At 67.6% G+C, this 22,713-nt stretch carries 27 protein-coding genes and 1 pseudogene; 8 read left to right on the forward strand and 20 right to left on the reverse strand.

The annotated features are described in order from the left end of the window. Positions 1 to 22: 22 nt before the first annotated feature. Positions 23 to 463, reverse strand: coding sequence for a VOC family protein (locus tag FCE95_RS14920; RefSeq protein ID WP_223266918.1), 441 nt, complete (start codon positions 461 to 463; stop codon positions 23 to 25). 166 nt (positions 464 to 629) lie between these two features. Between FCE95_RS14920 and FCE95_RS14925 the strand changes: the two genes are divergently transcribed. Together FCE95_RS14925 and FCE95_RS14930 are read left to right on the forward strand one after the other, a co-directional pair. Next, a complete protein-coding gene (locus FCE95_RS14925; protein ID WP_137267843.1) occupies positions 630 to 1,844 on the forward strand; it encodes an MFS transporter in 1,215 nt (404 codons plus the stop codon). 219 nt (positions 1,845 to 2,063) lie between these two features. Beyond that, positions 2,064 to 2,558 (forward strand): annotated as a pseudogene (locus FCE95_RS14930) (pyridoxamine 5'-phosphate oxidase family protein); the annotation flags it as partial. Between the two features lie 311 nt (positions 2,559 to 2,869). Here FCE95_RS14930 and FCE95_RS14935 read toward each other — a convergent pair. From FCE95_RS14935 to FCE95_RS14945, 4 genes are all read right to left on the reverse strand, one after another. Then, a complete protein-coding gene (locus FCE95_RS14935; protein WP_137267844.1) occupies positions 2,870 to 4,111 on the reverse strand; it encodes a serine hydrolase domain-containing protein in 1,242 nt (413 codons plus the stop codon). A gap of 67 nt (positions 4,112 to 4,178) precedes the next feature. After that, positions 4,179 to 4,859 carry a diguanylate cyclase domain-containing protein gene (locus FCE95_RS14940; protein ID WP_317616489.1) on the reverse strand — a complete coding sequence of 227 codons (681 nt, stop codon included), beginning with the start codon at positions 4,857 to 4,859 and terminating at the stop codon, positions 4,179 to 4,181. Next, positions 4,859 to 5,104, reverse strand: a complete 246-nt coding sequence (locus tag FCE95_RS17435; protein ID WP_317616491.1) for a hypothetical protein — start codon at positions 5,102 to 5,104, stop codon at positions 4,859 to 4,861. Before FCE95_RS17435 ends, FCE95_RS14940 begins: the two co-directional genes overlap by 1 nt. A 102-nt stretch (positions 5,105 to 5,206) precedes the next feature. Beyond that, positions 5,207 to 7,216 carry an SGNH/GDSL hydrolase family protein gene (locus tag FCE95_RS14945; RefSeq protein WP_137267845.1) on the reverse strand — a complete coding sequence of 670 codons (2,010 nt, stop codon included), beginning with the start codon at positions 7,214 to 7,216 and terminating at the stop codon, positions 5,207 to 5,209. A gap of 170 nt (positions 7,217 to 7,386) precedes the next feature. Here FCE95_RS14945 and FCE95_RS14950 point away from each other — a divergent pair, with 170 nt between their 5' ends. Then, positions 7,387 to 7,965: a hypothetical protein gene (locus FCE95_RS14950; protein WP_137267846.1), complete on the forward strand. Its 579-nt coding sequence runs from the start codon at positions 7,387 to 7,389 to the stop codon at positions 7,963 to 7,965. On the opposite strand, the gene FCE95_RS14955 is transcribed toward FCE95_RS14950, so the two are convergent. Beyond that, complete coding sequence (locus tag FCE95_RS14955; RefSeq protein ID WP_137267847.1) at positions 7,929 to 8,381, reverse strand: VOC family protein; 453 nt, start codon at positions 8,379 to 8,381, stop codon at positions 7,929 to 7,931. The genes FCE95_RS14950 and FCE95_RS14955 overlap by 37 nt on opposite strands. Before the next feature lie 310 nt (positions 8,382 to 8,691). Between FCE95_RS14955 and FCE95_RS14960 the strand changes: the two genes are divergently transcribed. Continuing rightward, on the forward strand, positions 8,692 to 9,804 hold the full coding sequence (locus FCE95_RS14960) for a helix-turn-helix domain-containing protein (RefSeq protein ID WP_137267848.1): 1,113 nt from the start codon (positions 8,692 to 8,694) through the stop codon (positions 9,802 to 9,804). On the opposite strand, the gene FCE95_RS14965 is transcribed toward FCE95_RS14960, so the two are convergent. The 3 genes from FCE95_RS14965 to FCE95_RS14975 all read right to left on the reverse strand — a co-directional run bounded on the left by FCE95_RS14965 (position 9,784) and on the right by FCE95_RS14975 (position 11,652). Next, entirely contained in the window at positions 9,784 to 10,401 is a 618-nt protein-coding gene (locus FCE95_RS14965) for a DUF2306 domain-containing protein (RefSeq protein WP_137267849.1), read from the reverse strand. The genes FCE95_RS14960 and FCE95_RS14965 overlap by 21 nt on opposite strands. A 167-nt stretch (positions 10,402 to 10,568) precedes the next feature. Continuing rightward, positions 10,569 to 11,360: a DUF3108 domain-containing protein gene (locus FCE95_RS14970; protein ID WP_137267850.1), complete on the reverse strand. Its 792-nt coding sequence runs from the start codon at positions 11,358 to 11,360 to the stop codon at positions 10,569 to 10,571. Positions 11,361 to 11,457: 97 nt separating this feature from the next. After that, positions 11,458 to 11,652, reverse strand: coding sequence for a hypothetical protein (locus FCE95_RS14975; RefSeq protein ID WP_137267851.1), 195 nt, complete (start codon positions 11,650 to 11,652; stop codon positions 11,458 to 11,460). A 139-nt stretch (positions 11,653 to 11,791) separates the two neighbouring features. Between FCE95_RS14975 and FCE95_RS14980 the strand changes: the two genes are divergently transcribed. Next, the gene (locus tag FCE95_RS14980; RefSeq protein ID WP_137267852.1) at positions 11,792 to 11,989 is read left to right on the forward strand and encodes a hypothetical protein; all 198 of its coding nucleotides are present in this window, start codon (positions 11,792 to 11,794) and stop codon (positions 11,987 to 11,989) included. Positions 11,990 to 12,383: 394 nt separating this feature from the next. Here FCE95_RS14980 and FCE95_RS14985 read toward each other — a convergent pair whose 3' ends face one another. Together FCE95_RS14985 and FCE95_RS14990 are read right to left on the reverse strand one after the other, a co-directional pair. Beyond that, complete coding sequence (locus FCE95_RS14985; RefSeq protein ID WP_137267853.1) at positions 12,384 to 13,346, reverse strand: hypothetical protein; 963 nt, start codon at positions 13,344 to 13,346, stop codon at positions 12,384 to 12,386. Next, positions 13,313 to 14,254 carry a tetratricopeptide repeat protein gene (locus FCE95_RS14990; RefSeq protein ID WP_189644789.1) on the reverse strand — a complete coding sequence of 314 codons (942 nt, stop codon included), beginning with the start codon at positions 14,252 to 14,254 and terminating at the stop codon, positions 13,313 to 13,315. The genes FCE95_RS14985 and FCE95_RS14990 overlap by 34 nt, the downstream gene beginning before the upstream one ends. 284 nt (positions 14,255 to 14,538) lie before the next feature. Here FCE95_RS14990 and FCE95_RS14995 point away from each other — a divergent pair, with 284 nt between their 5' ends. After that, a complete protein-coding gene (locus tag FCE95_RS14995) occupies positions 14,539 to 14,751 on the forward strand; it encodes a hypothetical protein (protein ID WP_137267855.1) in 213 nt (70 codons plus the stop codon). 108 nt (positions 14,752 to 14,859) lie between these two features. On the opposite strand, the gene FCE95_RS15000 is transcribed toward FCE95_RS14995, so the two are convergent. From FCE95_RS15000 to FCE95_RS15015, 4 genes are all read right to left on the reverse strand, one after another. Next, complete coding sequence (locus FCE95_RS15000; protein WP_137267856.1) at positions 14,860 to 16,227, reverse strand: acetamidase/formamidase family protein; 1,368 nt, start codon at positions 16,225 to 16,227, stop codon at positions 14,860 to 14,862. Positions 16,228 to 16,471: 244 nt separating this feature from the next. Then, positions 16,472 to 16,849, reverse strand: a complete 378-nt coding sequence (locus tag FCE95_RS15005; RefSeq protein WP_137267857.1) for a YciI family protein — start codon at positions 16,847 to 16,849, stop codon at positions 16,472 to 16,474. A 132-nt stretch (positions 16,850 to 16,981) separates the two neighbouring features. Beyond that, positions 16,982 to 17,548, reverse strand: coding sequence for a cysteine hydrolase family protein (locus FCE95_RS15010; RefSeq protein WP_137267858.1), 567 nt, complete (start codon positions 17,546 to 17,548; stop codon positions 16,982 to 16,984). Next, entirely contained in the window at positions 17,545 to 17,913 is a 369-nt protein-coding gene (locus FCE95_RS15015) for an antibiotic biosynthesis monooxygenase family protein (protein ID WP_137267859.1), read from the reverse strand. The genes FCE95_RS15010 and FCE95_RS15015 overlap by 4 nt, the downstream gene beginning before the upstream one ends. Before the next feature lie 108 nt (positions 17,914 to 18,021). Here FCE95_RS15015 and FCE95_RS15020 point away from each other — a divergent pair, with 108 nt between their 5' ends. Then, positions 18,022 to 18,456 carry an Lrp/AsnC family transcriptional regulator gene (locus FCE95_RS15020; RefSeq protein WP_189644790.1) on the forward strand — a complete coding sequence of 145 codons (435 nt, stop codon included), beginning with the start codon at positions 18,022 to 18,024 and terminating at the stop codon, positions 18,454 to 18,456. A gap of 39 nt (positions 18,457 to 18,495) precedes the next feature. Continuing rightward, positions 18,496 to 18,930 carry a carboxypeptidase-like regulatory domain-containing protein gene (locus tag FCE95_RS15025; protein WP_189644791.1) on the forward strand — a complete coding sequence of 145 codons (435 nt, stop codon included), beginning with the start codon at positions 18,496 to 18,498 and terminating at the stop codon, positions 18,928 to 18,930. Between the two features lie 92 nt (positions 18,931 to 19,022). Here the strand turns inward: FCE95_RS15025 and FCE95_RS15030 are convergent, their stop codons facing one another. The 5 genes from FCE95_RS15030 to FCE95_RS15050 all read right to left on the reverse strand — a co-directional run bounded on the left by FCE95_RS15030 (position 19,023) and on the right by FCE95_RS15050 (position 22,677). Next, a complete protein-coding gene (locus FCE95_RS15030; protein ID WP_137267862.1) occupies positions 19,023 to 19,265 on the reverse strand; it encodes a DUF3297 family protein in 243 nt (80 codons plus the stop codon). A 160-nt stretch (positions 19,266 to 19,425) separates the two neighbouring features. Next, positions 19,426 to 19,890 carry a peptide-methionine (R)-S-oxide reductase MsrB gene (gene msrB / locus FCE95_RS15035; protein WP_137267863.1) on the reverse strand — a complete coding sequence of 155 codons (465 nt, stop codon included), beginning with the start codon at positions 19,888 to 19,890 and terminating at the stop codon, positions 19,426 to 19,428. A gap of 49 nt (positions 19,891 to 19,939) precedes the next feature. Next, positions 19,940 to 20,338 carry a DUF3037 domain-containing protein gene (locus FCE95_RS15040; RefSeq protein ID WP_137267864.1) on the reverse strand — a complete coding sequence of 133 codons (399 nt, stop codon included), beginning with the start codon at positions 20,336 to 20,338 and terminating at the stop codon, positions 19,940 to 19,942. Beyond that, positions 20,325 to 21,098, reverse strand: coding sequence for a HipA family kinase (locus FCE95_RS15045; protein ID WP_137267865.1), 774 nt, complete (start codon positions 21,096 to 21,098; stop codon positions 20,325 to 20,327). The genes FCE95_RS15040 and FCE95_RS15045 overlap by 14 nt, the downstream gene beginning before the upstream one ends. Positions 21,099 to 21,258: 160 nt before the next feature. Next, positions 21,259 to 22,677: an aminotransferase-like domain-containing protein gene (locus FCE95_RS15050; RefSeq protein WP_137267866.1), complete on the reverse strand. Its 1,419-nt coding sequence runs from the start codon at positions 22,675 to 22,677 to the stop codon at positions 21,259 to 21,261. Between the last annotated feature and the right edge of the window lie 36 nt (positions 22,678 to 22,713).

A 22,713-nucleotide genomic window follows, 5' to 3' on the forward strand; every position in this document is an offset into this window, starting at 1 on the left:
CGCCCGCGGTAAATCCGGGCCGTCAGCCTTCGAACTTCACCTCGCCCGTGTAGCTCACCATCCACTGCACGCCGAATTTGTCGATGCAGATGCCGTACAGCTCGGCCCACTCGGTCTTGCTCAGCGGCATTTCGGTCTTGCCGCCCGCGGACAGGCCGTCGAACACGCGCTGCGCGTCGGCGGCGCTGTCGGCTTCGACGTGGATATAGGTGTTGGTGCCGATCTTGAAATTGGCGCCGTATCCGCCGGAAACGTCGCTGGCCATCAGCATCTGGCCCTTGCCGATCGGCAGCGCGATGTGGGCCATCCGGTCCAGGTCGGCCTCGCCGACGCCCATGTTGCCGGGGAAGTCGCGGAAGCGCATCGCCACGGCGAAATCGCCGCCGAATACGGACCGGTAGTGCTCGAAGGCCTCTTTGGCGTTGCCGTCGAAGTTCAGATAGGGGTTGACGATGCTGATCATGGGTGTTTCTCCGTGGTTCCGCTCATGCGGTCTATCCATAGACGAGCGGGCGGGGCGCGAATCGACAAGCGCCTCACGATTTCGGCACACAGCGATGCGGCGGCGGCGTTTCCATCGCTGCTGCGATGCACAATAATGGGCGTCCATCCCCGGAAAAGGTCTTTGCATGGCGGATGCCGGCTTGTCCACGATGCGCACGCTCACACCGCGCGGCGTTTCCTTGATCCTGTTCGCGCTGGCCCTGGGCGGTTTCGCCATCGGCACCAGCGAGTTCGTGGTGATGGGCCTCATGCCGGACATCGCCCGCGGCCTGGGCGTGAACGAGCCGCAGGTGGGCCATGTGATCAGCGCCTACGCGCTGGGCGTGGTGATCGGCGCGCCGCTGCTGGCGATCCTGGGTTCGCGGATGCGGCGCCGGCCGCTGTTGCTGGCGTTGATGGCGTTCTACGCGGTCGGCAATCTGGCCAGCGCGCTCGCGCCGAACTATTCGACGATGCTGTTGGCGCGTTTCGTCGCGGGGTTGCCGCACGGCGCTTATTTCGGCGTCGGCGCGTTGGTAGCCGCTTCGATCAGCCCGCCCGAGCGGCGCGGCGTGGCGGTGAGCCGGGTGATGCTGGGTTTGGCCGTCGCGCTGCTGATCGGCAATCCGTTGGCGACCTGGATGGGACAAACCTTCGGCTGGCGTTACGCCTTCGTCTTGGTGGCGGTCATCGCGGTGCTGACCGTAGCGATGGTCGCGCGCACCTTGCCGCCCGATCCGCACGAGCCGCGCCAGGATCCGATCCGCGAACTGCGCGACTTCAACCGCATGCCGGTGTGGCTGACGATGGGCATCGGCGCGATCGGTTTCGCCGGCATGTTCTGCGTCTTCAGCTATCTGGCGCCGACCATGATCTACGTGACCGGCGTGCCGGAATCGTGGACGCCGTTCGGACTGGTCGCGTTCGGCGTCGGCGGCGTGCTCGGCAATCTGGCCGGCGGCTGGTTGTTCGACCGCTTCCAGTTCCGCGCGGCGGCTTTGATCCTGGTGTGGTCGGCCTTGTTGCTGGCGGCGTTCCCGTTCGCGGCGCATTCCTTGTGGACGATATTGCCGGCGGTGGTCGCGGTCGGCACGATGGGCGCGCTAGCCGGCGTGCTGCAGGCGCATCTCATCGACGTCGCGCGCGGCGCGCAGACCTTGGCCGCGGCTTCCAACCATTCCGCGTTCAACGCGGCCAACGCGCTGGGCCCGTGGCTGGGCGGCATGGCGATCACCGCCGGCTACGGTTGGACGTCGACCGGTTTCGTCGGCGCGGCCACGGCGGTCGGCGGCTTGCTGATCTACTTCTGGGCCGTGCGCGATGCGCGGCGGGCGCGCGAGCCGGTGGGCGAACTCGGCTGAGCGCTTCGGCGGTTTTGTAGGAGCGGCTTCAGCCGCGAGCTTTTCGCACCGAATCCTTACGATGCCGCGATTTGGGGAAAAACCACGCGGCTGAAGCCGCTCTAAAAAAAGCCGTTCGCGAAAAAAAAGCGCGCAGCATGAACGCTTCAGCGTGCGGCTTCACGTCGTCGCGCCGTCCGGGCCGCGACACTGCAGGCCCACCGGCAAAAGAGCGCACGCATGGCCGCCAGCAACAAGAAAAGCGAAACGATCGCCAAACTCCTCGAAAACATCGACGTGGCGATGTTCACCACGATCGGCGCCGACGGTTATCTGGTCAGCCGGCCCTTGTCCACCCAAAAGGCCTCGTTCGACGGCGAGCGGGTCTGGTTCTTCGTCGAAGCCGACAGCCCGAAGGTGGCGGAGATACGCCGCAACAAGAAGGTCAACCTGGCCTACGCCTCGAAAGACAAGAACACCTACGTATCGCTGGCCGGCGATGCCCGCGCCAACCGCGACAAGGACAAGATCGACGAATTGTGGAGCGACGCCTACAAAGCCTACTTCCCGAAAGGCAAGGCCGATCCCAATCTGGCGCTGCTGGAAGTGCAGGTGCGCACCGTCGAGTATTGGGACGGGCCGGGCAGCTGGATCGGCAAGGCGGTGAGTTTCGCCATCGCGCGCATCACCAAGAACGAAGAAGTAATGGGCGAGAACCGCATCATCGACCTGAAGAAAGCGAGCAAGCCGCGGCTGCCGCCTTCGCACAAGAACGCGAAGAGGCCTACGAAAGCGCCGACGAAGAAAAGCCCGGCGAAAAAGCGGCCCGCTGCGAAGAAGGCGGCCAAGCGAGCCGGCAAGCGAGCATCCGCCCGCTAACGGCGTCCTCGCGCAGCGGCATGCCGGGCTTCGCATTCGCTCTTTGTGGGAGCGGCTTCAGCCGCGAGCTTTTCCCTCAAATCGCGACATCGGATGATTCGATGCAAAAAGCTCGCGGCTGAAGCCGCTCCTACACAAGCGCAGCCGGGACAGCGCGGCGAGCCGCGCTACAACGAAGAATCGGCAGGAGCTGCGCGGCCTTCGGCTAAACGCTCTTCCACATCGCTGAACGCCGAACGTGCGCCGTTGCGCGCATCGGGCATGCCGGTGGCGAAATAGGCCACGCCGGTGCCGGCTTGGCGATCGATCCACAATCCCGACACCAGGCCGTACGCGGAACCGGAATGGCCGACGCGCGCTTTGCCGTCGCCGAAGGGATCGTCGTGGCAGCCTTCGCGCTTGGTCGCCAAGGTCTGCATCGCCAAACCGTAACGGCAGAAGAAGCCGCGCGGCGGCTGTCCGCCGAGGTCTTCTTCCGCGGTCATGCCGTTGCCGGGTTCGTAGGTCCAGTCCGGTCCGATCAGCACGCGCACCGACGAAGGCTTCAGCAAACGCACGCCGTCGACTTCGCCGTCGCCCAGCAGCAGACGTCCGATCTTGGCCAAACCGTTCGCCGAGATGCGCAATCCGCCCTGCGGCGAGAACAGCGCGCCGTTGGCGCCGGGCCGCCAGCGCGACAGATCGCAATCGCCGCGGCTGGACAGGTTCACCGAACAGGCCGGCTTGCGGCCGTGATGGTCGTCGCGCACCGGCTTGCGTTCGGCGTCGTACAGCACCACGGCGCGCGCGGCAGCGGCCTCGTCGCACATCTCCCAGTTGTAGCAAGCGGCGATGCCGAGCGGATGCAGCACCAGCCGGTCCATCAATAGGTCGAAGCGTTCGCCGGTGGAGGTTTCCATCAGCGTGGCCACCAGCGGGAAATTCAGATTGGTGTAGCGGAAGAACGTGCCCGGGGCGTGTTCCTTGTCCCAGGCGCGCGGATCGTCCAGCACGCTTTTGAGCGTGCCGTCGAGCGGGATCTGGTAGTAGCCGGCCGCATCGGTGAGGCTGGAACGGTGCGAGAGCAGCATGCGCAGGGTGATCGCGCGCTGCGGGAAATCCGGATGGCGCAGGCGCCAGCCCAAAGTCCGCGACACGTCGGCGTCCAGATCGAGTTTGCCCGCTTCGACCAAGCGCATGACGCCGATGGCGGCGACCAGTTTGGAGATCGAGGCGATGCGCACGGGATCGTCGGCGCTGACGGCGCGCCCGGCGGCGATGTCGGCCAGGCCCTGCGCCTGCGTGCCGACGATGCCCGCGCGGTCGAAGGCCACGCGGACGGCGGCGATCGGTTCGGCGGCGCCGGCGCGGAAGGCCGCGGAGGCGATGCCGAAGGCCAGCGCGAAGCGGAGCAGAAGGCTCGGAGTCATGGCGGGGCGCTCGGGATCGATGGCCGCCATTCTGCGGCAGGAGGGCTCGCGTCGCCGCGGCCGCGGATCAATTCTGCGAAGCCGGGCTCGATTCGTCCTTGGCCGCGGACAAAGCCTGGTCGGCGCGGGCGAACACGCGCTGCAGCGACTCGTCGGGCGAGGCCGCTTCCGCCGCGCCCATCAGCACGGTCAAGCCGGTCTCGTCGCGATGGCGCTTCAGGCAATCGCGCAGCTTCTCCACCGTTTCGGCGTTGTCGTGGCCGTGGAAGATCACGGTGAACTCCGGGCTGCCGGTCGCGCGGTTGACGATGTCGTCGGGATCGCCCTGCAAGCATAGTTCCAGCGCCTGGTCCAATTGCGCCAACGCCTTTTCCGTGGCGCGCTCGCCGAGCCGGCCGACCACGCCCGCGAAATCCTGCAGTTCCAGAATCGCCAAGGTATAGCCGCGCGCATCCGCCGGCGCCGGCACGCTCGCGACCGCGGGCTGCACCGCTGCGGTGCGCTCCAGTTCCCGCGTACGGCTGCGGTTCTCGAGCATGGAGATCGTGATCCGCGCCAGCGCCCGCAACGCGTCGCGCTGCGCTTCGGTCAATCGGCGCGGCTTGTGGTCGAGCACGCATACCGTGCCGATCGGCGCGCCCTCGGGAGTGACCAAGGGCATGCCGGCGTAGAAGCGCGCGGCGAAATCGCCCGCGACGAAGGGGTTGTCGGCGAAGCGCGGGTCGCTGCTCAGGTCCGCGATCTCCATCAGTGGCGGATGGCATGGTCGCAGACGGCCACGTCGCGTTCGGTCTGGGTGTCCTCGACGCCGATCCTGGCCTTGAACCATTGCCGATCGCGGTCGATCAGCGAAACCAAGGCGATGGGCGTTTCGCACACTGCGGCGGCGACCCGGACGATGTCGTCGTAAGCCTGCTCCGGGAGGCTGTCGACCACGTGGTACGCGTCGAGGACGCGCTGGCGCTGGGCTTCGTCTTGTTGGCGGACATCCATGGTGGCTTTCCGTAAGAAATGGATGCGAGTGTGGCGAAGTCCGCGACAAAACGCCGTCAATGCCCCGGCACCCCTTCATGCGGCGTTGTCGAACGCCGTCGGCTAAGGGGCCGTTTCGTGCGATAGGACATCCGCAGCGGCGGCATAGACGCGCTCGGCCATCAACATATGCCCCTCCGCGGTTGGATGCATCGCGCCGTTCTTGTCGCCGGAACGCTGCGACAGCTGGGTCATGTAACTGTCGTTGGCGGTGCGGATCGCGCGTGCGCGCGGCGCGTACGGGCGCCAGCTCGCGGGCGAGCCGTTCCAGGCGGTGCGCGGGTCCGAAGGCAGACCAAGACGGCTGCGTTCTTGCTCGGATTCGTCGCACCAGGAGCGGCCTTCGAACGCGGTTTCGATTTTTTCGACGTAGGTGTAGCCCTGCGCTTTCGCCGATTCGCGCAGCGCACTACGAATGCCGGGCAATACGTGTCGGGTCAGCACTTCCGGCGCGCGGTTGTTGCGGCCTTCGCCCGAATTGCGCAGCCCGAAATCCCAATTGCCGAAACTGCGCGCGACCTTGGGCACGAACAGGTTCAAGGCATACCAGGGACTGGCCTGGCCCGTCTCGTCGGCGCAGAGGCCGGCGACGCCGGTTTGAGGATCTTCGCGCGTGCGCAGCGGATCGGGATACGAGGACAGCACGACCCGCCGCGGATCGTCGGCCAGACCGGAAGCGCGCAAGGCTTCGCCGAACACGCGATAGCGCGGCGGCAATTGCTTCGCGTAGCCGTTCGCGCGGGGCGTGCGGCAACCGAGCCAGTTTTCGTCCTGTTCGGGGCAGATCACGGCGAACGCGCGCAACGCATTGAAGGGGCCGTCGGTCATCCAATAGCGCGGTTGCGAAGGCATCAAGGCCCAGGCCACTAGGCTGGCGAAGCCGGCGTCGTTGCCGCCCATCGACAACAGCACCAGATCGGGTTTGCGCAGCGCGCCGCAATCGAGCAGATCCAGGCCGTAGGGCGCGTCGCGGCGTTTGCCTTCGCGATAGGCGCCGAGCTTTTCCCATTTGCCGCCGCCGTGGTGGACGATCCGTTTCTCCAAACGCTTGCGCAGCGCGGCGTCGATGGCGCGGGGATGCTCGCGGCACAGCGCGGTGACCGCCGCGGCCAATTGCGAATAAGCCACGCGGCAGCGCGGATCGCGCCCGGCGCTGCAGCCGGATTTGTCGTCTACGCCGATGCCGGGAGGATCCAACTGCCGCACCAGCAGGCCGTCGAGCGCTTCGGCGCCGGAGCAGGAGAACTGCAGGAACACGACCTCCCGCTGCGGATCTTCCGCGGCCAGCCGCATCGCCGCGAAATTCTGCTGGTTCCAGAACGAGCGATGGCAGATCGCGTCGCGCCAACGCGCGCCGCTGCGCACGTTCGGATGGGCCGCGCCCGGCTCGAACCTCAGCCAGTCCAGGCTGTCCGACTCGGCGTACGGCAAGCGCTGCGGATTGACCGGAAGATCGCGCCAATGCGTCGGCGCATCCGGATTGCCCTCGCCCGAGGCGTAGGAATCGCCCAAGCCGAGCACCACCATCCGGCGCGGCCGTACCGTCGAGCGAGCGACGGCGCGCTCGCCGTCGTACAAAGTGACGACGGAGCCTGCGGTGGATGCCTTGGTTTCGATGCCGCGGCAGGCGGGATCGGCGCGGCGTTCGCCGCCTTCGATCTCCCAAACGCAAGCGGCGGGGGGAGGGATGGTCGCCGGCACCGACAGGCCGACCAGCACTCTGTCGGAGCGGACGTAAGCCAGAAAATCCGGGTCGTAGCGTTGCTTGGCCTCGTCCCAGGCATCGCGCCAAGTGCCGATCCAGTCGGCATAAGGCGATTCGCCCGGCGCGGCCAGGCGTGCGTACCAGCGATCCCAACCTTGCTCGGGCGGCTTCGGCAATTCTTCGGGTAGCGGCAGGACGCTGCCCGAGCCGCGCACGAGCGGCGTGCGCCAAGCCGAATCGCGGCCGGCATGTTCGCGGTATTGCGGGAATTGCGCGGCGACCCGCCAGCCGATGTCCGGCAGGTCTTGGGCATGGATGGGCGCTGCGAAAAAGGGCAGCAGGACGGCGGCCAGCCTGGCGGTTTTCATGGCGTCTCCCCCCGGGACGTCGAAGCGGGCTTCCGGGCCCGGATCGCGGACAGGGTAACTGAATGGGCCAATCCGTCGCCATCCGTCGCCGCGCTCGTCCGATCGTCCGGGTTCCCCGTGGACATCGCCGGCGATTCGCCCGAGGATGGGACGGGGGAGTGGGGGAAAACATGAATCTTTGGACCAGACGCATCTTGGGCGTACTGCCCGTGGTCGGCTGCGGGGCGGGTGTGGTCGCGTTGGCGCTCGGTTGGCGGGACGGCCCGCACGACGCCGCGACGATCGCCATCCTCGCGGCATTCGCCTTGGTGTATCTATTCGGCGCGGTCTCGGGCTTGATGCTGCTCGAGGGCCGGCGTCGCGCGATCGCCGCGAATTTCGGCTACTGGCTGATCCAGACCGTGCAATTCAGCAGTTTTCCGTTGGCCTACGGATTTTGGGCGCCGCTCAGTTTGGTGGCCTGGTGGAATCACGGCGCGGCCGGGGCTTTCACCGCGGACGTAGGCAGCAGCTTCCACCTGAGCACCATGAACGCCGGGGCCGAAGCGGCGATCGGCGTGAACCTGTTCGCGGCGCTTTGTTGCGCCGTGCTTTGGATCGATCGAAGGCGAGGGCGCAAGGCGCCGGCCACCGATATCGACGATGCCGCGATCCGCGACGCGCTCGCCGCGGAAAAGCAGGGTTTCGGCCGCTGGCCGTTGCCGCAGGCGCTTCAGCCCGGGTCGGCCGCGCCCATCAACGCATCGTAACGGCGCTGCATTTCCTCTGGCGTCACGTCCTCGATGTTGTGCCCGATCAGCCAGCGGTGGCCGAAGGGGTCGAACACGCTGCCGCCGCGCTCGCCGTAGAAAGCGTCGCTGGGCGGCCGTTCCAGTCGCGCGCCGGCGGCGACCGCGCTTTCGATCGCGGCGTCGGCGTCGTCGACGTGCAGATGGATCGTGACCGAGCTCGGCGCGCCGTGCTGCGGGCCGCGGAGGTTCATCTCCGGATATTCGTCGCAGACCATCACCGTGGTCCCACCGAAATCCAGCTCGGCATGGCCGACCCGCCCGCCGGGTTCGACCAGCCGGAATTTTTCGGTCGCGCCGAAGGCCCGCGCGTAGAAATCGATGGCGCGCGCCGCGTCGGCGACGCAGAGATAGGCGAAGACTTCGTGGATGGCCATGGGTCGCTCCCGTTTCGGGCAAGGTAGCGCCGCGGCGGACCCGCGTCTTGTAAAAAACGGCGCTGCGGTTTTTAGCCCTCTCCCGCTTGCGGGAGAGGTTGGGTGAGGGCGCGCGGACTCGAAGGCCGCGACAACCGGCCGTTATCCGAGATCTTGAATTCGATAAGTCGGATGCATGCGTTTGATGCGATCGGCCGATCCGAGCGCCCTTACCCCAGCCCTCTCCCGCAAAGCGGGAGAGAGGGCGAAGGATGGACGCGGCGAGTTCGCGCACAATGTCGACCTTCGCGCCGACGCCTCACGCCATCCGATGAAATTCTGGAGCATCGTCTACGCCATCGGCGCCGCCCAGGCCGCTCTGCTGGCGCTGGCTTTGTGGCGGCGGCCGGTGAACGCGGCGGGCAACCGCGTGCTGGCGGCATGGATCGCGCTGGTCGGTTTCGATCTGGCGGTGAAGGCGGGATATTTCGGCGCGCCGGGGGCCGATTGGCTGAAGCCGTTCCGCTTCGTCGGTCTGTTTCCCTTCTTCTACGGCAGCGCGTTCTACCTTTACGTCCGCACGCTGGCCGAAGGGCGCGGCCTGCGGCGCGGGGATTTCGTGCATTTGGCCGGTTTCGTATTCGCCTTGGCGGCGAATGCGGACGTGTTCTTTTACGACAGGGCGCAGTCGCAAGCGCTGTATGCGCGTTTGGTGGGCGGCCACGGCTGGCCGCAATCGCCTTGGCTGGACGCGCTGCTGTTCGGTTTCGGCGTGTCGTACGTGATCGCCGCGCTGTTTCTGGCGCGGCGCTACCGCGAACGCTTGCGCGACAGCCGTTCGGACGCGGACGCGATGTCGTTGCGCTGGATCGACGCCATGGCCTGGTCGCAGATCGTGATCTGGTGCATCGCCTTGGCGCAGTGGCTGTTCCGGATTCCGTGGATCGACTATCCGTTGATCTACGGCGCATTGGCGGCCTGGGTGTTCCTGATCGGCTATCTCAGCCTGAGCCAGGCGGCGATCGCACCGCCCCCGCCGGCGGCCGTCCCCGCGAACGATGCGGACGCGCCCGCGGCCGACGATCCGCGCTTCCCCGCGGTGGAAGCGCGCCTGTCGCAATTGATGGCGCAGGAGCAGTTGTACCGCGAACCGGCCTTGACCATCGGCCAGCTCGCCAAGCGCAGCGGCTATCCCGAATACCTGGTGTCGGCGGTGATCAACCGCCGCTTCGACGGGCATTTCTGGGACTACATCAATCGCCAGCGGATCGAAGCCGCCAGCCGGCATCTGGCCGACGCCGACGATGCGCGCACCATCCTCGACATCGCTTACGCCTGCGGGTTCACTTCGAAATCCACGTTCAACGCCGCGTTCAAGCGGCAACTGGGCCAAACGCCCAGCGCCTATCGGCAAAGCAAGGCCTCAGGCCCGCGCGAGGGCTGAGCGCGGCCATCGTAGCCACGCTTCGCACACCGCCAGATTGAAGGTCCAGCAAGACCACGCGGCGAAAACGTACACGGGCGGGAAGTCCAGGCGCAGCGCGCCGGTGCCCACGCCCAGGATCAGCCGCAGCGTGATCGCCGATGTGGTCAACGCGATGCTGCGCCACATCCAACGCCGGTGGCGCACGGTGTCGCCGGCGATCGCATAGCCGATGCCGAGCGCGGTGACCGCCATCCACACCGCGGCCAGCAAAGCGAACGCCGCACCGCTGGCGACGCCGCCTTGCGCGTGCCGCGCCAGCGACAGGCCCGACACGCCGCCGATCAGGATGGCGCCGGCGTACAGCCAACCGACGAGCCGATGCAGCCGCGGCCAACGCCGCCGCAGCCAGCCGTTCAATTGCAAAGGCGCCAGCAGCAGGGCCAATCCCGCGCCGAACAAATGCCCCGGCACGTCCAATCCGGAGACCGCGAACTGCGCGTGGAAAGGATTGCGCGGCCGGTATTCGCCGTACAGGTAAGCGAAGGCGTAGGCCGCGAGCGCCGCGCAGGCGAGCGCCGCCAGCAAGTACGCGGACTTGCGCACGAAACCGATCATGGGAGGTCTCCGGCTTACTTCAGCGTGCGATCGATGCCGGGCGGGTCTGTGCAGATCGAAAACGGGCGGAGCATGGACGGCACCTCGGCGGCGGCGGATCGGGCCGTCACAGTGGCGTTGGGAACGGCGATCGTCGTCCGATCCGGCGGAATCGTACGCCGCGACCCTCAGCGATCGGCCGCTTCGGGCGGCAACAGCGTCTTGACCAGCAGGCCGCCGCCGTCGGCCAGCGGGCTTTCCTGGCGGATCAGTACTTGGTTCGCTTTGGCGAACCAGAACCGGCTGACGTAGCCGGGCCGGTTGTAGTCGGTGGTGACCAGCCAGCAATCGATGCTGCGGCCGTCGGGGCCGGTCAGCCGGTCTTCTCCGACGACCTTGAACAGGTACCGCGCCGGCGGAGCCAGGCCGGGGTCGTAGAACGGAATGCTCGCGGCGTAGTCCGGCGCCAGCGGCAGGCTTTGCAGGAATTCGAGGTCGGTCTCGAAGTTGTAGGCCGGCTCGGGCGAGGCCGCGCTGAAGCCGCGCTTGGCGTTGCCGGCCAATTCGTCCATGCCCACGACCTTGTCGGCCAGGAAACGGTAGCCGGCCAGTTCGGTCTTGCCGTCGCGGGTCGTTTCGTTGGTGTGGGTCAGCGGTCGCATCGTGCCCGCTTCGAAGCGCGAATCCTGTTTGCGGACGTAGGCTTTCTCGCCGACGGCGTCCCAGCGCTGCACGATCCGCAACTGGCGTTTTCCGTCGGCGTTTTCGAATCGGACTTCGCGCACCCAGATGTCCTTGGTGCTGCGTTGCCCGTCCGGCGCCACGGTGTAGCGCAGGTAACGATGCACGCCGGGCTTGAGCAGTTCGGCGCGCGCCAGCGGTTCGCCCACGTTGAGCGTGGTCGTCGCGGCGAGCGCATCGAGACCGCAGAACGCGGCGATGGCGCCGGCGAGCCACGCACGACGAAGCGAAAGACGCATGAGCGCAACCCATCGGCGTCGCCGAGCGCGACCATTGCAGCCTAGGCTGGTCGCGTCGCGGAAACAGCCGTCGAAAGTCATGCTGCGCGCGATGCGTTCAGAGCCGGGTGCGGTTTTCGCCCGGCGCGCGCGCGGCGACGGCGCAGACGATGGGCTCGGGCGCCGGCGCGGCGGCCGCCGGTGCGGAAGCGACGGGCGGACCCGGCGGCGAACCCTGCACCAACGCGCTGGCGCAGGCCAGGCACAACAGCAGCGCCAGCGCGGCGCGGATCATGATCGTGGTGGTCTGCATGGCGATGCTCCTGGCTGCCCCCCGGCCGAAGAGCCGGTCATGGAGGGGCTTATCAGGACGACGATCCGCGGATCCGGAAATCGACATGGATTTCAGCGTCCGGGCCGTAATCTGCGTTTTTCTTCCCGGAGCCCGCGCCATGACCAAGTTGGACAAGCCTTTGCGCCGCGAATTGAGCGTCGGCGAGCAGGCCTACACCCTGACGATCGATCCGGACGGCTTGAAGCTGGTGGAAAAGGGCCGCCGTAAAGGCGTCGAACTCCGATGGGAAGACTTGATCAACGGCGATGCGGCTTTGGCGGCGGCGCTGCAAGCTTCGGTGTCTGCGCAGCGCTGAACGGCGCGGACGGATTCGTTTTTTCGAGCAGGGCGACGCGGCAGCGATTCCAGCCGACGCCGCGTTCCGCGCAGTCTTGGGCTTGCGCTCGCAGCCCGTGTCCCGCGCCGCCGAGCACGGCTCCGACGAGGGCGGCGCCGGCGATCCGCGGCAGTATCCGATGCGTAGGCGGCTCGGCTTTCAGCAGCCGTGCGCTCCAATACGATGTCGCCGACCACAACAAGCCCGCCAATGCCGCGAACGCGGCGCCGGTCAGGCACCACGTCCAGAACGGCGCCTGCCAAACGAAGAGGTGAGCGGAATCCATCGTCGGTCGTCCGTACGCAAGCCGCATCGCGCCATCGGATGCATGGAATAGGACGGATTCGCCGGCGCGGCACGGCCAGCACGGAGATCAGTCGGCGCTCAGCGCGGCTCGCAGGCGTTCGGCATCGAACAGCGACGAGGCTTCGTCGCGGCGCAGCGCTTCGCTCCAGCGCGGCAACCGCGCCAGCCAAGCGGCGATGCGCACGGGCACGTCGTCGCCGCCGGCGTCGATCGCTTGTTGGATCGCGGCCAGCTCCAGATCCGATTCGCGGATCGATTGCCGATGACGGACCAAATCCGGCGCGGCGTAGCGTTCGTCGATCGCGCCTAGCGCCGTGCGCGCGCTGCCGAGCATCAGCCGCGCGGCGGCGGGGTCTTGCGCGTCGAACGCGTAGCGCGCGGCCAGCACGGCGGCGCGGGCGTCGTCCAGATAACTGGACACGGCGATGCGTTCCTCGCCGCCGGAGCAGGCCAGCGGCGTCAGCACGCGGATGTATTCGGCTACCGCATCCAACGTCAGCGCCGAAGGTTCGGCTCCGTCGAATTCCTCGACGATCAAGCCGCGCACGAAAGCCTCCAGCGCCGGGTCGCCGCGCTTGCGCGAAATTTTCAGGCGCGTGGGCGCGGCGGCGAGATCCGGAATCGCGACCGGATTGGCGATGCGGTCGCCGCGATGCGAGCTCATCAGCGACGAAGTCACGTCGGCGGTGCCGGGCGCGCCTGAGAGGCCGGGAAACGCGAAGTCGGCATTGCCGCGGCCGTTGCGATGGCAACTGTCGCAGGACAGGCCCGCGCGTGCGGCTTGGCCGCCGAGCAGCAGCGGCGTGCGGAACGCGGCGCGGCCGATCGCGATGCGGCGCGCCCGTTGCGGATCGCGCACCGGTTGCAGGCATTCGCGCGGCCGATAGCTCAAAGCGTGCGCTTGCCGATCGGCCGGCAGCCAGCGCGCCGCGTGCAACGGAAGATCCCCCGCTGCGACCGCCGGCGCGCAGGCGATCGCCGCGCCGGCGACGGCGATCAGGAGGCGTCGGGTTTCGCCGCGGCGATCCATCGGCGCAGTTCCTCGGCTTGGGCGCAGCCGAAGCGGCAGGCATTCTCCAGTTTGGCCAGCATGCGCCGCGCGCCGGCCAAGTCGCCGCGCTCGACCATCAGTTCGCCGTAGTACTCGGTGGCGCCCAGATGTTCCGGCGCGGCCGCCAAGGCTTGCCGGTAATAGTTTTCGGCGATGCCGTAGCGGCCCAGCTTGCGGTTCGCGAAGCCGAGGTAGGTGAGGATGTCCGGATGCGGCCCGAACGTGCGCGCCGACGCCTCGAGCGCGGCGATCGCTTCGTCGTAGCGCTTCTCGTTGATCAGGGCGACCGCTTGCAGATAGGCGCGATCGCCGCGGTCGTTGCCGGCGAACAGCGCGCCGCTCGCCGGCGCGAGCATCGACGAAGGCGGGCCGCCGAGCGCGGCTTCGACGGCCGGAATCGCCGCTTTCAAGTCGGCCGCTTGCGCGCACGCGTCGGCGCAGGCCGCGGCGCGGCGTTTGAGATCGTCGAGCACGGCGCGGGCCTTGTCCGGCTCGCCGAGCTTGGCCCAGGCGATGCCGAGTTCCTGGTGGGCGGGAATCAGGTTGTCGTCGTACTTCGCCGCTTTCTCGAAGTACTTGCGCGCATCCTTCGTCTCGCCTAGCCCGGCGCGGGCCATGCCGGCCATGTAATTAGTGTTGGCGTCGCGCGGCAGCGATTGCAGCACGCGGCCGAAGGCGCGGTCGGCGTCCTTGTAGTTCTGCGCTTGCAGGGCTTCCACGCCTTTCTTGTATTCGGTGGTGGGATCGTAATTGCGCTGGGTCATGCTCGGCGGCGCGTTGCGCATGGCGTTGCCGCCTCCTCCGCCGCCGTCGGCCAGCGCGAGCGGCGCGAACAACAGGAGCGCGCCGCCCAGGACGGCGCCTGCGGATTTCGGGACTGCGGTCATGGGTCGCCTCCGTCGGGGTGAGGGCACTAGAGCGGACGCCGCGGCGGCGCGCTCGCCGGTTTCGGACATCTCAACCTCGGCGCGCGCCGGGCATGAAATTACACCGGCCGGATCGCCCGCGGAAGCGGTTTCCGATTACCGGCAAGGCGAAGGCCTTCGCTTAGGAATCGTCTGTAGGAGTTCCCTGACGCCCTTTACCGCGTTTCGCCGACGGCGGGATTTGCGCCGGCGCTCCATCCTGATGCGGTTGGCGAACGGCCGGCGTGCGGGAGGGGGCTGCGACGATGGAACGCAATCTGGTGGTGATCGAGCCCGCGCCGACCGGTTGGCGGGTCGCCGACGATCTCGCCGGCAGCGATACCTTCGCCACCAAAGCCAAGGCGATCTTGGCGGCCTACGCTCTGGCTTCGGAACGGCAGCAGCGCACCGGCCGCGCGGTGGCGATCAAGATGCCCGACGGCTGGGGCGGAACGATGGTGGTCGGCGCCGAGGCTTAGCCCATCAGTTGTGGGAGCGGCTTCAGCCGCGAGCTCTTTCCATCCGACCATTGCGAAACGCAAACAAAAAGCTCGCGGCTGAAGCCGCTCCCACAAGCAGGCGCCGGCCTATCCCGACTTCGCCGCGTCCGCCTTCTTCTTCAACCCCGCCAACCGGCTTTTATCCAGCATCGCCGCCAGGCCGACGCTGCGTCCGGCCAGATTGGCGACCCGATATTCCACCGCCGACCCCAGCACCTGCGCGCATTCGGACAGGCTGAGGCCGTAATCCTGCTGCAGCCATTGGGTCAGGCCCGCCGTCGCCGCGCGCAAGGCTTCGTCGAGCGAGCCGGCCTGGCCCAGGGCCATCAATTGGGTCGGCGATTCCACCCGCGGCGTCGAGATCGATTTGCCCGGCAGCACGTCGACGGTGAATTCCACGTCCATCGATGTTTCCAGCGCGTATTGCGAAGTCTCGCCGTCGCCCTGCGCCGCGTGCGCGTCGCCCAGATACAACAAAGCGCCGGGCTGCATCACCGGCAGATAGATCGTGCGGCCTTCGGCGACTTCGTTGAAATCCATATTGCCGCCGAAGCGGCCGGTATCGCCGGTGGAGATCGGCGCCGAGCCGAAGCCGGGCGCGACCGCCAGGCCGCCCAGCATCGGCCGCAGCGGCACGCTGAAATCTTTCAGGCCGTTCGCTTTCTCCGGATAGGCCATGCCGCGTTCGCGATCCAGTGTCCAGCGCACCGGTCGGCCCAGATCCTTGGCTTGCGCCGCCATACCCGTGCCGAGCGCGCGGCCGACGATGCTGTCCAGGCTGTCGGCGTAATCGCGGTTCAAGCGCAATTTGTCCATGTGGATCGCCAGCGTATCGCCCGGTCGCGCGCCGACGACGAAGAACGGCCCGGTCTGCGGATTGCCGAACAGGGCCCGCGTCTTGCCATGTTCGTCGACGCCGCCCGAATCGAGCGTGCTGGTATGCACCGTGTCTTTCGGCCAGATGGTCAGCACCGGCTTGCGATGCGGCGAGAATTCGTTCGAATACGAATCGGGCCGATAGTCGTGGCGCCGCGGCGGGCCGGGCGGGCGCGCTTCGATGCGGCGCGCGGCGAAATCGTGCGCCGCGCGCGCTTTGGCGTCGTTGGGATCGGGCAGATCGGCCCGGCCGGCGATATCGGTGCTGCCGATGCGCCCGTCGTAACTCGCGGTCGCACCGTTCGAATCGGTGGCGACGAAGCGGATGCGGTCGCCTTCGCGACGGCCGCGTATCGCGCCGCCGTCCAGATCGCCGCTCAACTCGCCGCCGCTGGCGGACATTTCGAGCGTTTGGTAGACCGGATTGCCCCACAAGTCGACGACGACGAGCCAGGTTTCGCGCTCGGCCGCTTGCGCCGGCGCGGGGCCAAAGAGGATGCATATCAGCAGAAGTGAAAACGCGCGCACCGCGATCCCCGATTTTGTCCGCAGGTGCGGACTGTCATCGAGAGGATGCATTCAGAGCCGAAATCGTCGCAGCATGCGCAGCCCTCTCCCGCTTGCGGGAGAGGGTTGGGGAGGGCAAACGGTGCCCAGCGAAACTTGCTCAGGCTCTCCTTAAGGCGCGCTTACCCTCATCCGGCGCTGCGCGCCACCTCGCTTCGCGCCCGGCCCTCGCTTACGCGAGGGCGCTCGTCGGTGCGCGAGCCTGCGGCTCGCAAGCGCACCTCCTCGCCCCGCCGCGCAGGAGAAGAGTCAAAGCTTACGCGGCGCCGACGTCGCGCCGCACCGCATTCAAATCCTTCACCGCCCGCACTTCGACGCAACCGGTCTGCGCCCAGGGGAATTTCGAGGCGATTTCGATCGCTTCCTGCATGTTCGCCGCTTCGATCAGATTGAAGCCGCCGAGGATCTCCTTGGTCTCCGCGAACGGGCCGTCGACCACCGTGGTACGGCCATTGCGGATGCGCACGGTCTTGGCGGCCTTGGACGGCTCCAGTTGTTGCGATTCGAGCAGGCGGCCCTTGGCGCGCAGTTCGTCGGCGTGAGCGAAACAGTGTCGCATCATGTCGTCGGCCTCGCCTTCGGGCAGGGCTTCGAGCAAGGCTTCGTCGTTGTAGATCAAGGCTAGGAATTGCATGGCGTCTCTCCGTGAGGCGCACACAAGTACGGTGCGGCGGCGGCGCGGTCAAGTGCCGGGCGCGCCGAACGGCCCGTGCCGTTCATCGCCTCGGTCCGCCTCTCCGCGGATTGTCCCGCCGATGGGCCGCCTTCAGGCCTTCATGGTCGCGATCAGCGCGTCGGTGCCGACCACTTCCGCGAACTCGGCGCGCAAGGTGGCCAGATGGGCGCGGGCGATGTCCTCGGCGGGAATGACATGGCCATCGGTACCGGTCAGATCGAAGCAAGCGCAGGCGTCGCCGACCACGATCGTGCGATAGCCCAGATTGCTCGCCACCCGCGCCGTGGTGGAGACGCACATGTCGGTGCTGATGCCGAACAGCACCACGCTGGTCGCGCCGATCCGCCGCAAACGCAGATCCAAGTCCGTGCCGATGAAAGCGGCGTTGACCGATTTGGAAACGACCGGTTCGCCGTTCTGCGGATCGAACCCTTCCCGGAACGCATTGCCGGGATGGCCGGGCCGCAGCGAAGACTCCGCCATCACCGAATCGTGGCGCACGTGGATCAACGGCCGCCGCGTTTCGCGCCACGCGGCCAGCAAGCGCAGGCCGTGCGCTTCCATCGCCGGATTGTCGCGCCGGCCCCAAGGCGGATAGTCGAAGCCGCGCTGCACGTCGATCGGGATCAGCACGGCGTTCGCCTCCAACGGTTTCATGGCGACGCCTCCGGCGCCGCTTCGCGCCGCACGCCGCCGTAAGCGCGTTCGACTTTCGCGATGCGCAGTTCGAAATGCCGATACCACAAGCGATGGCCGTCCCTGCGCGCCGCCGTATGCTCGGCGTGGTTGCGCCAGGCCGCGATCGCGGCTTCGCTTTCGAAATAGGCCACGGTGATGCCGAAGCCATCGGCGCCGCGCGTCGATTCGGATCCGAGGAACCCGGGTTGTTCCTGGACCAATTCCAGCATGCGTTCGGCGGTGGCGTGGTATCCGGTTTCGTCCTCAGCGCTGCGTTGCGAGGAGAAGATGACGGCGTAGTAGGGCGGGGACGGCAGCGCGGCGAAACCGGGATGGTCGGTCATGGCGGAAGCGTGTGCGACGGAGAGTTCCACTCTGGCCGCTCGCATGCGCCGGTCGCAACCCGGCAAAATGCCGGTCCGCGCCGGCAATCGGCCGGCGCCGGAGGGCGCATGAAGACTTTGGACGAGATCGACCGCAAGCTGATCGCGCTGCTGCAAGACAACGCGCGCCTGTCCGCCGTCGCCTTGGCCAAGGCCGTGGGCCTGTCGCGCAGCTCGGTGCAGGAGCGTTTGCAGCGGTTGGAAGCCGCAGGCGTTATCGAGCAGTACACCGTGCGCCTGGGCAGCGGCGGCGATCCACTGCAGGCCTGGCTATTGCTGCGCTACGCCGACGGTTTCAGCTGCGACGACGTCATGCCGTCGTTGACGGCCTTGCCGCAAGTGCAGCAGGTGTACAGCGTGGCCGGCGAGATCGATCTGGTCGTGCTGGTGCGCGCCGATACGCCAGGACAATTGGCCGACCTGCGCGAAACCATCGCCATGCTCAAAGGCGTCGACGACGTCACCACGTTGACGGTGCTGCGGACGACGCTGAACCGCGGCTGATGGATGCCGCGTGGGGACGAAAGGTTGCAATCGCCACCGATGACCTTCGACACGGGCGAGCGCGAGAAGGCGCCGCTTAGAATTGCCGCGGCGCAATCCCGGCCGGCGACAAAGGACGGGAAACGGCGTCATTCCCCACTTTTTTCAGGTCCGGCCAACATGATTTCCGCAACCAACACTCTCAAGAAAACCGCGTGCGCGCTGATCGTCGTCCTGGGCTTCGCCGCCGCCAGCGCGCAGGCGCAGAAGTCGTCGGGCAACATCATCGGCGACGCCGCCAAGGGCGACACCGTCGTCGTCGTCGGCGAAGGCACCGGGTTCCACCGCGACGTCGCCATCGATCGCGACGGCCGCTACAACCTGCGCAGCATCCCGCCGGGCGACTACGTCGTCACCGTCAAGCGCGCCGACGGCAGCGAAGCCCAGCCGAAGAAGATTTCGGTGCGCGCCGGCGCCACTGCCCGCGTGCAGTAATCGGCAAAGGTTCGCGCGATCCGCGCCAGCGGATCGGCGGATAACGAAAAAGGCCGGCGTCAGCCGGCCTTTTTATTTGCGAAAGCGAAGCGTCAGTCCGCGTCGCGGAAATACGCCTCGACCACGCCTTTCACTTTGAGCGTCATCGGATTGCCGCGCCGGTCCAAGGTCTTGCCGACCGGCAAGCGCACCCAGCCTTCGCTGATGCAGTACTCCTCGACGTTGGTCTTCTCCACGCCGTTGAAGCGCACGCCGACGCCGCGTTCGAGCGCGGCCGCGTCGTGGAACTTGCTGCGTTCGTCGGTGGACAGGCGATCGGGCGGGGCGTCGGACATGGGTGGGGCTCCTTGCGGTTCGGCGGCGATTTTCGCAGACCCCGGGTTCCGATGCATCCCGCTTTTGTAGGAGCGGCTTTAGCCGCGATCTCTTTCCTGCAAGTCGCTGCGACCTGATTGGAAAAGCTCGCGGCTAAAGCCGCTCCTGCAGTGAGCAGGGCTAGGCGGCGCCGGCCTCGACGCCGCCGCGGTGCAATGGATCGGGCAAGGCTTCGCCTTGCCCGGTGAAGCCCAGCGACACCGAATTCAAGCAATGCCGCTCGCCGGTCGGCGGCGGGCCGTCCGGGAACACGTGGCCCAGATGGCTGCCGCAGCGCGCGCAAACGATCTCGGTGCGGACCATGCCGTAGCTGGTGTCGCGGATCTCGCGGATGTGGCTTGCGTCGTACGGCTCGAAGAAGCTCGGCCAGCCGGTGCCCGAATCGAACTTCGCGCTGGAACGGAACAGCGGCAGGCCGCAGAAGCGGCAGGTGTAGACGCCTTCGCGTTTGTTGTCGAGGAACACGCCGCAGAACGGCGCCTCGGTGCCGTGCGCCAGCAGCACGTGGCGTTCTTCGTCGCTGAGCGCCGCGGTCAATTCGCGGCGCTGCGCGTCGGACGGCGGGGTCAGGTCGAAGGCGGTCATGTCGTTCTCCTGGCGGCGTACCGCTGAAATACGGTCTGCGGCGCCGAATTCAAGGCGCCGGGCGCACCCGCACCATCCGTTCCAGCAGGTGCTCCATGGTCGCGTCCATGTCGGCGCATTTGCCCATGTGCACGGGCGAGGTCTGGATGATCGCGCTGCGCTTGGCGGTGAGCCAGTGGAAGCGCGCGCGCGGCGGCAGCAGGCCGATCGGCCCGGCTTCGGCGCCGCCTTTGCAGATCGCGGGGATCGAATCCAGATGCCGGCGCAAGGCTTCCATGTCCAGATGCGGATCCAGCGCCAGCAGCCGCGTTTCGTCGAGCTCGATCCGAGCCTCCAGATACCGGCTCGCTTCGCACGACAGGATCACGCCGACGTTGACGAATTCCTCGCGCTCCACCCGCGGCACCACCCGGATCACCGCATAGTCGTAAGCGTCATGCGCGCGCACGGATCGCCTCCTCGACGAAGCGTTCGCGTTCGGCGAGCCGCTTGGTCAGATAGCCGAGGTAGGCCGCGCGCTGCGCGGCCGGATCGGCGAACGCGTCCGGACCTTGCAGCCAGAGGTCGGGCAGGCTCGCGATGATCGCCGCGAGCTTGGTTTCGTCCAGCTTCGCCGCGAGCGCCGCATCGTTCTCCGCGATCCGCGTCGCCCACGGCAGCAGCACGTGGTCTTTGATCAGCGGAAACGCATTGCCCGCGTTCGCGGCGCCGCCGTCCCAGCCGTGATGGAAATACAGCGCCGCGCCGTGGTCGATCAACGCCAGCTTGCGATGCCAGATCAGCAGGTTGGTGTTGCGCGGCGTGCGGTCGACGTTGCTGACGAAGGCGTCGAACCAGACGACTCGCGAAGCCAGGTCCGCGTCGGGTTTCTCCGCCACGGGATCGAAAGCGACCGCGCCGGGCAAGTAGTCGAGCGCGAGATTGAGTCCGGCGCTGGCGCGGATCAGGTCCTGGATTTCCGGATCCGGTTCGGTGCGCGCGAGTTCCGGGTCGAGATCGATGAAGACGATCTCCGGCACCGGCAAGCCGAGCGCGCGCCCGATCTCGCCCGCCACCCATTCGGCGACCAGCGCGCGTGCGCCCTGTCCCGCGCCGCGGAACTTCAGCACGTACAGGCCCTCGTCGTCGGCTTCGACCACGGCCGGCATCGAACCGCCTTCGCGCAGCGGCGTGACGTAGCGGGTGGCGGCGACGGTGCGGGGTTGCATCGCGCAAGAATACCGGGCTTTCGTCTTCGTGGTCGTGGCCGAAAGCGATGGCTTTTCGTAGGAGCGGCTTTAGCCGCGAGCTCTTTCTTCCAAATCGCTGCAATGTCGCGATTTGAAGGCAAAAGCTCGCGGCTAAAGCCGCTCCTACGAAAAACGAAGCCTACAAGAGCCGCGAGGCCAACCGGCCGACGGTGCGCAACGCCGCTTCGGTGCGCGCGTCCCAGGCCAATCCGCAGCTCAAGCGCACGTGGCGCCGGTAATCGCCGCGGTTGGAGAATAGATGGCCGGGCAGGATGCCGATGCCTTTCGCCAAGGCGGCTTCGAACAAGGCTTGGCCGTCGGCGCCGTCCGGCAATTCGACCCATAAGGCCATGCCGCCGGCGGGTTCGGCGACGCGCGTGCCCGACGGCCAATGTTCGGCGATCGCTTGCCGGTAGCGTTGCGCGTTGTCCGCCAGCGCGCGGCGCAAGCGGCGCAGGCCGCGGTCGAAGTCGTGGCGGGCCAGATATTCGACGATCGCCTGCTGCGGCAGCGTCGCGGTGGCGACCGTCGAAAAGCACTTCGCGCGCAGCAGCGCGGACGACCAGCGCCCGCCCAAGGCCCAGCCCACGCGCAGGCCCGGCGAGAGCATCTTCGAATAGGAACCGCAGGTGATCGTCGCGCCATCGCGGTCGAAAGCGCGCAGCGGCGCGGGGCGAATGCCGGAATAGGCGAGTTCGCCGTACAGATCGTCCTCGATCGCGACCGTGCCGTGCGCGGCGCAGGCCGCGAGCAGCGCGCGCTTGTCGTCGTCGCCGGTCAGGCTGCCGAGCGGATTGTTGAAATTGGGCATCAGCACCGCCGCGCGCACGGCGTGGCGTTCGAGCAGTTCGGCGGCGCGGGCGGCGTCGATGCCCGAGCCGGGCCGGTTCGGCACTTCGATCACGCGCAGGCCTTGCGCGGCCACGGCTTGCAGCAGGCCGTAGTACGTCGGCGTTTCCAGCATCACCACGTCGCCGGCGCGCGCGACCGTGCGCAGCGCCAGGCTGATCGCTTCCATCGCGCCGGCGGTGATCACGATCTCGTCCGGATCCACGTCCGCGCCGCATTGCGCGTAACGCTGCGCGATGCGCTGGCGCAAGGCGGGCAACCCTTGCGGGATCGCATAGTTGAGCGCGGCGGCCGGATCGCGCCGAAGCGCGCGCGATACAGCGCCGGACAAGGCGGCGGTGGGCAGCAGCGGCAGCGCCGGCGTGGCCGCGTGCAGCGGCACCACGTCTGTGCGGCCCAGTACGTCCAGCACGCCGAGCAGGGCGGGGTTGCGGATCGGCTGCGGCGCGCGCGCGGCGCGATGCGCGGCAGCGGCGCGCGGCGCCGGCAGCGATGCGGCGCGGACGTAGTAGCCCGAACGCGGCCGCGCTTCGATCAGGCCTTCGCGTTCCAACTGCAAATAAGCTTCGATCGCGGTGGCCAGGCTGATCCGCTGGTCGCGGCCTAGCCGGCGCAGCGAAGGCAAGCGTTCGCCCGCACGCAGCACGCCGCGCTGGATTTGGCCGCGCAGCCGTTGCGCCAAACGTTCGTAGAGCGGTTCCTGGGCCATGGCATCTGTACCGGTCGATTTCGATCATAACTGAAT

It is taken from the genome of Luteimonas gilva, from assembly GCF_005239095.1.
GTDB classification, from domain to species: Bacteria; Pseudomonadota; Gammaproteobacteria; order Xanthomonadales; family Xanthomonadaceae; genus Luteimonas_C; species Luteimonas_C gilva.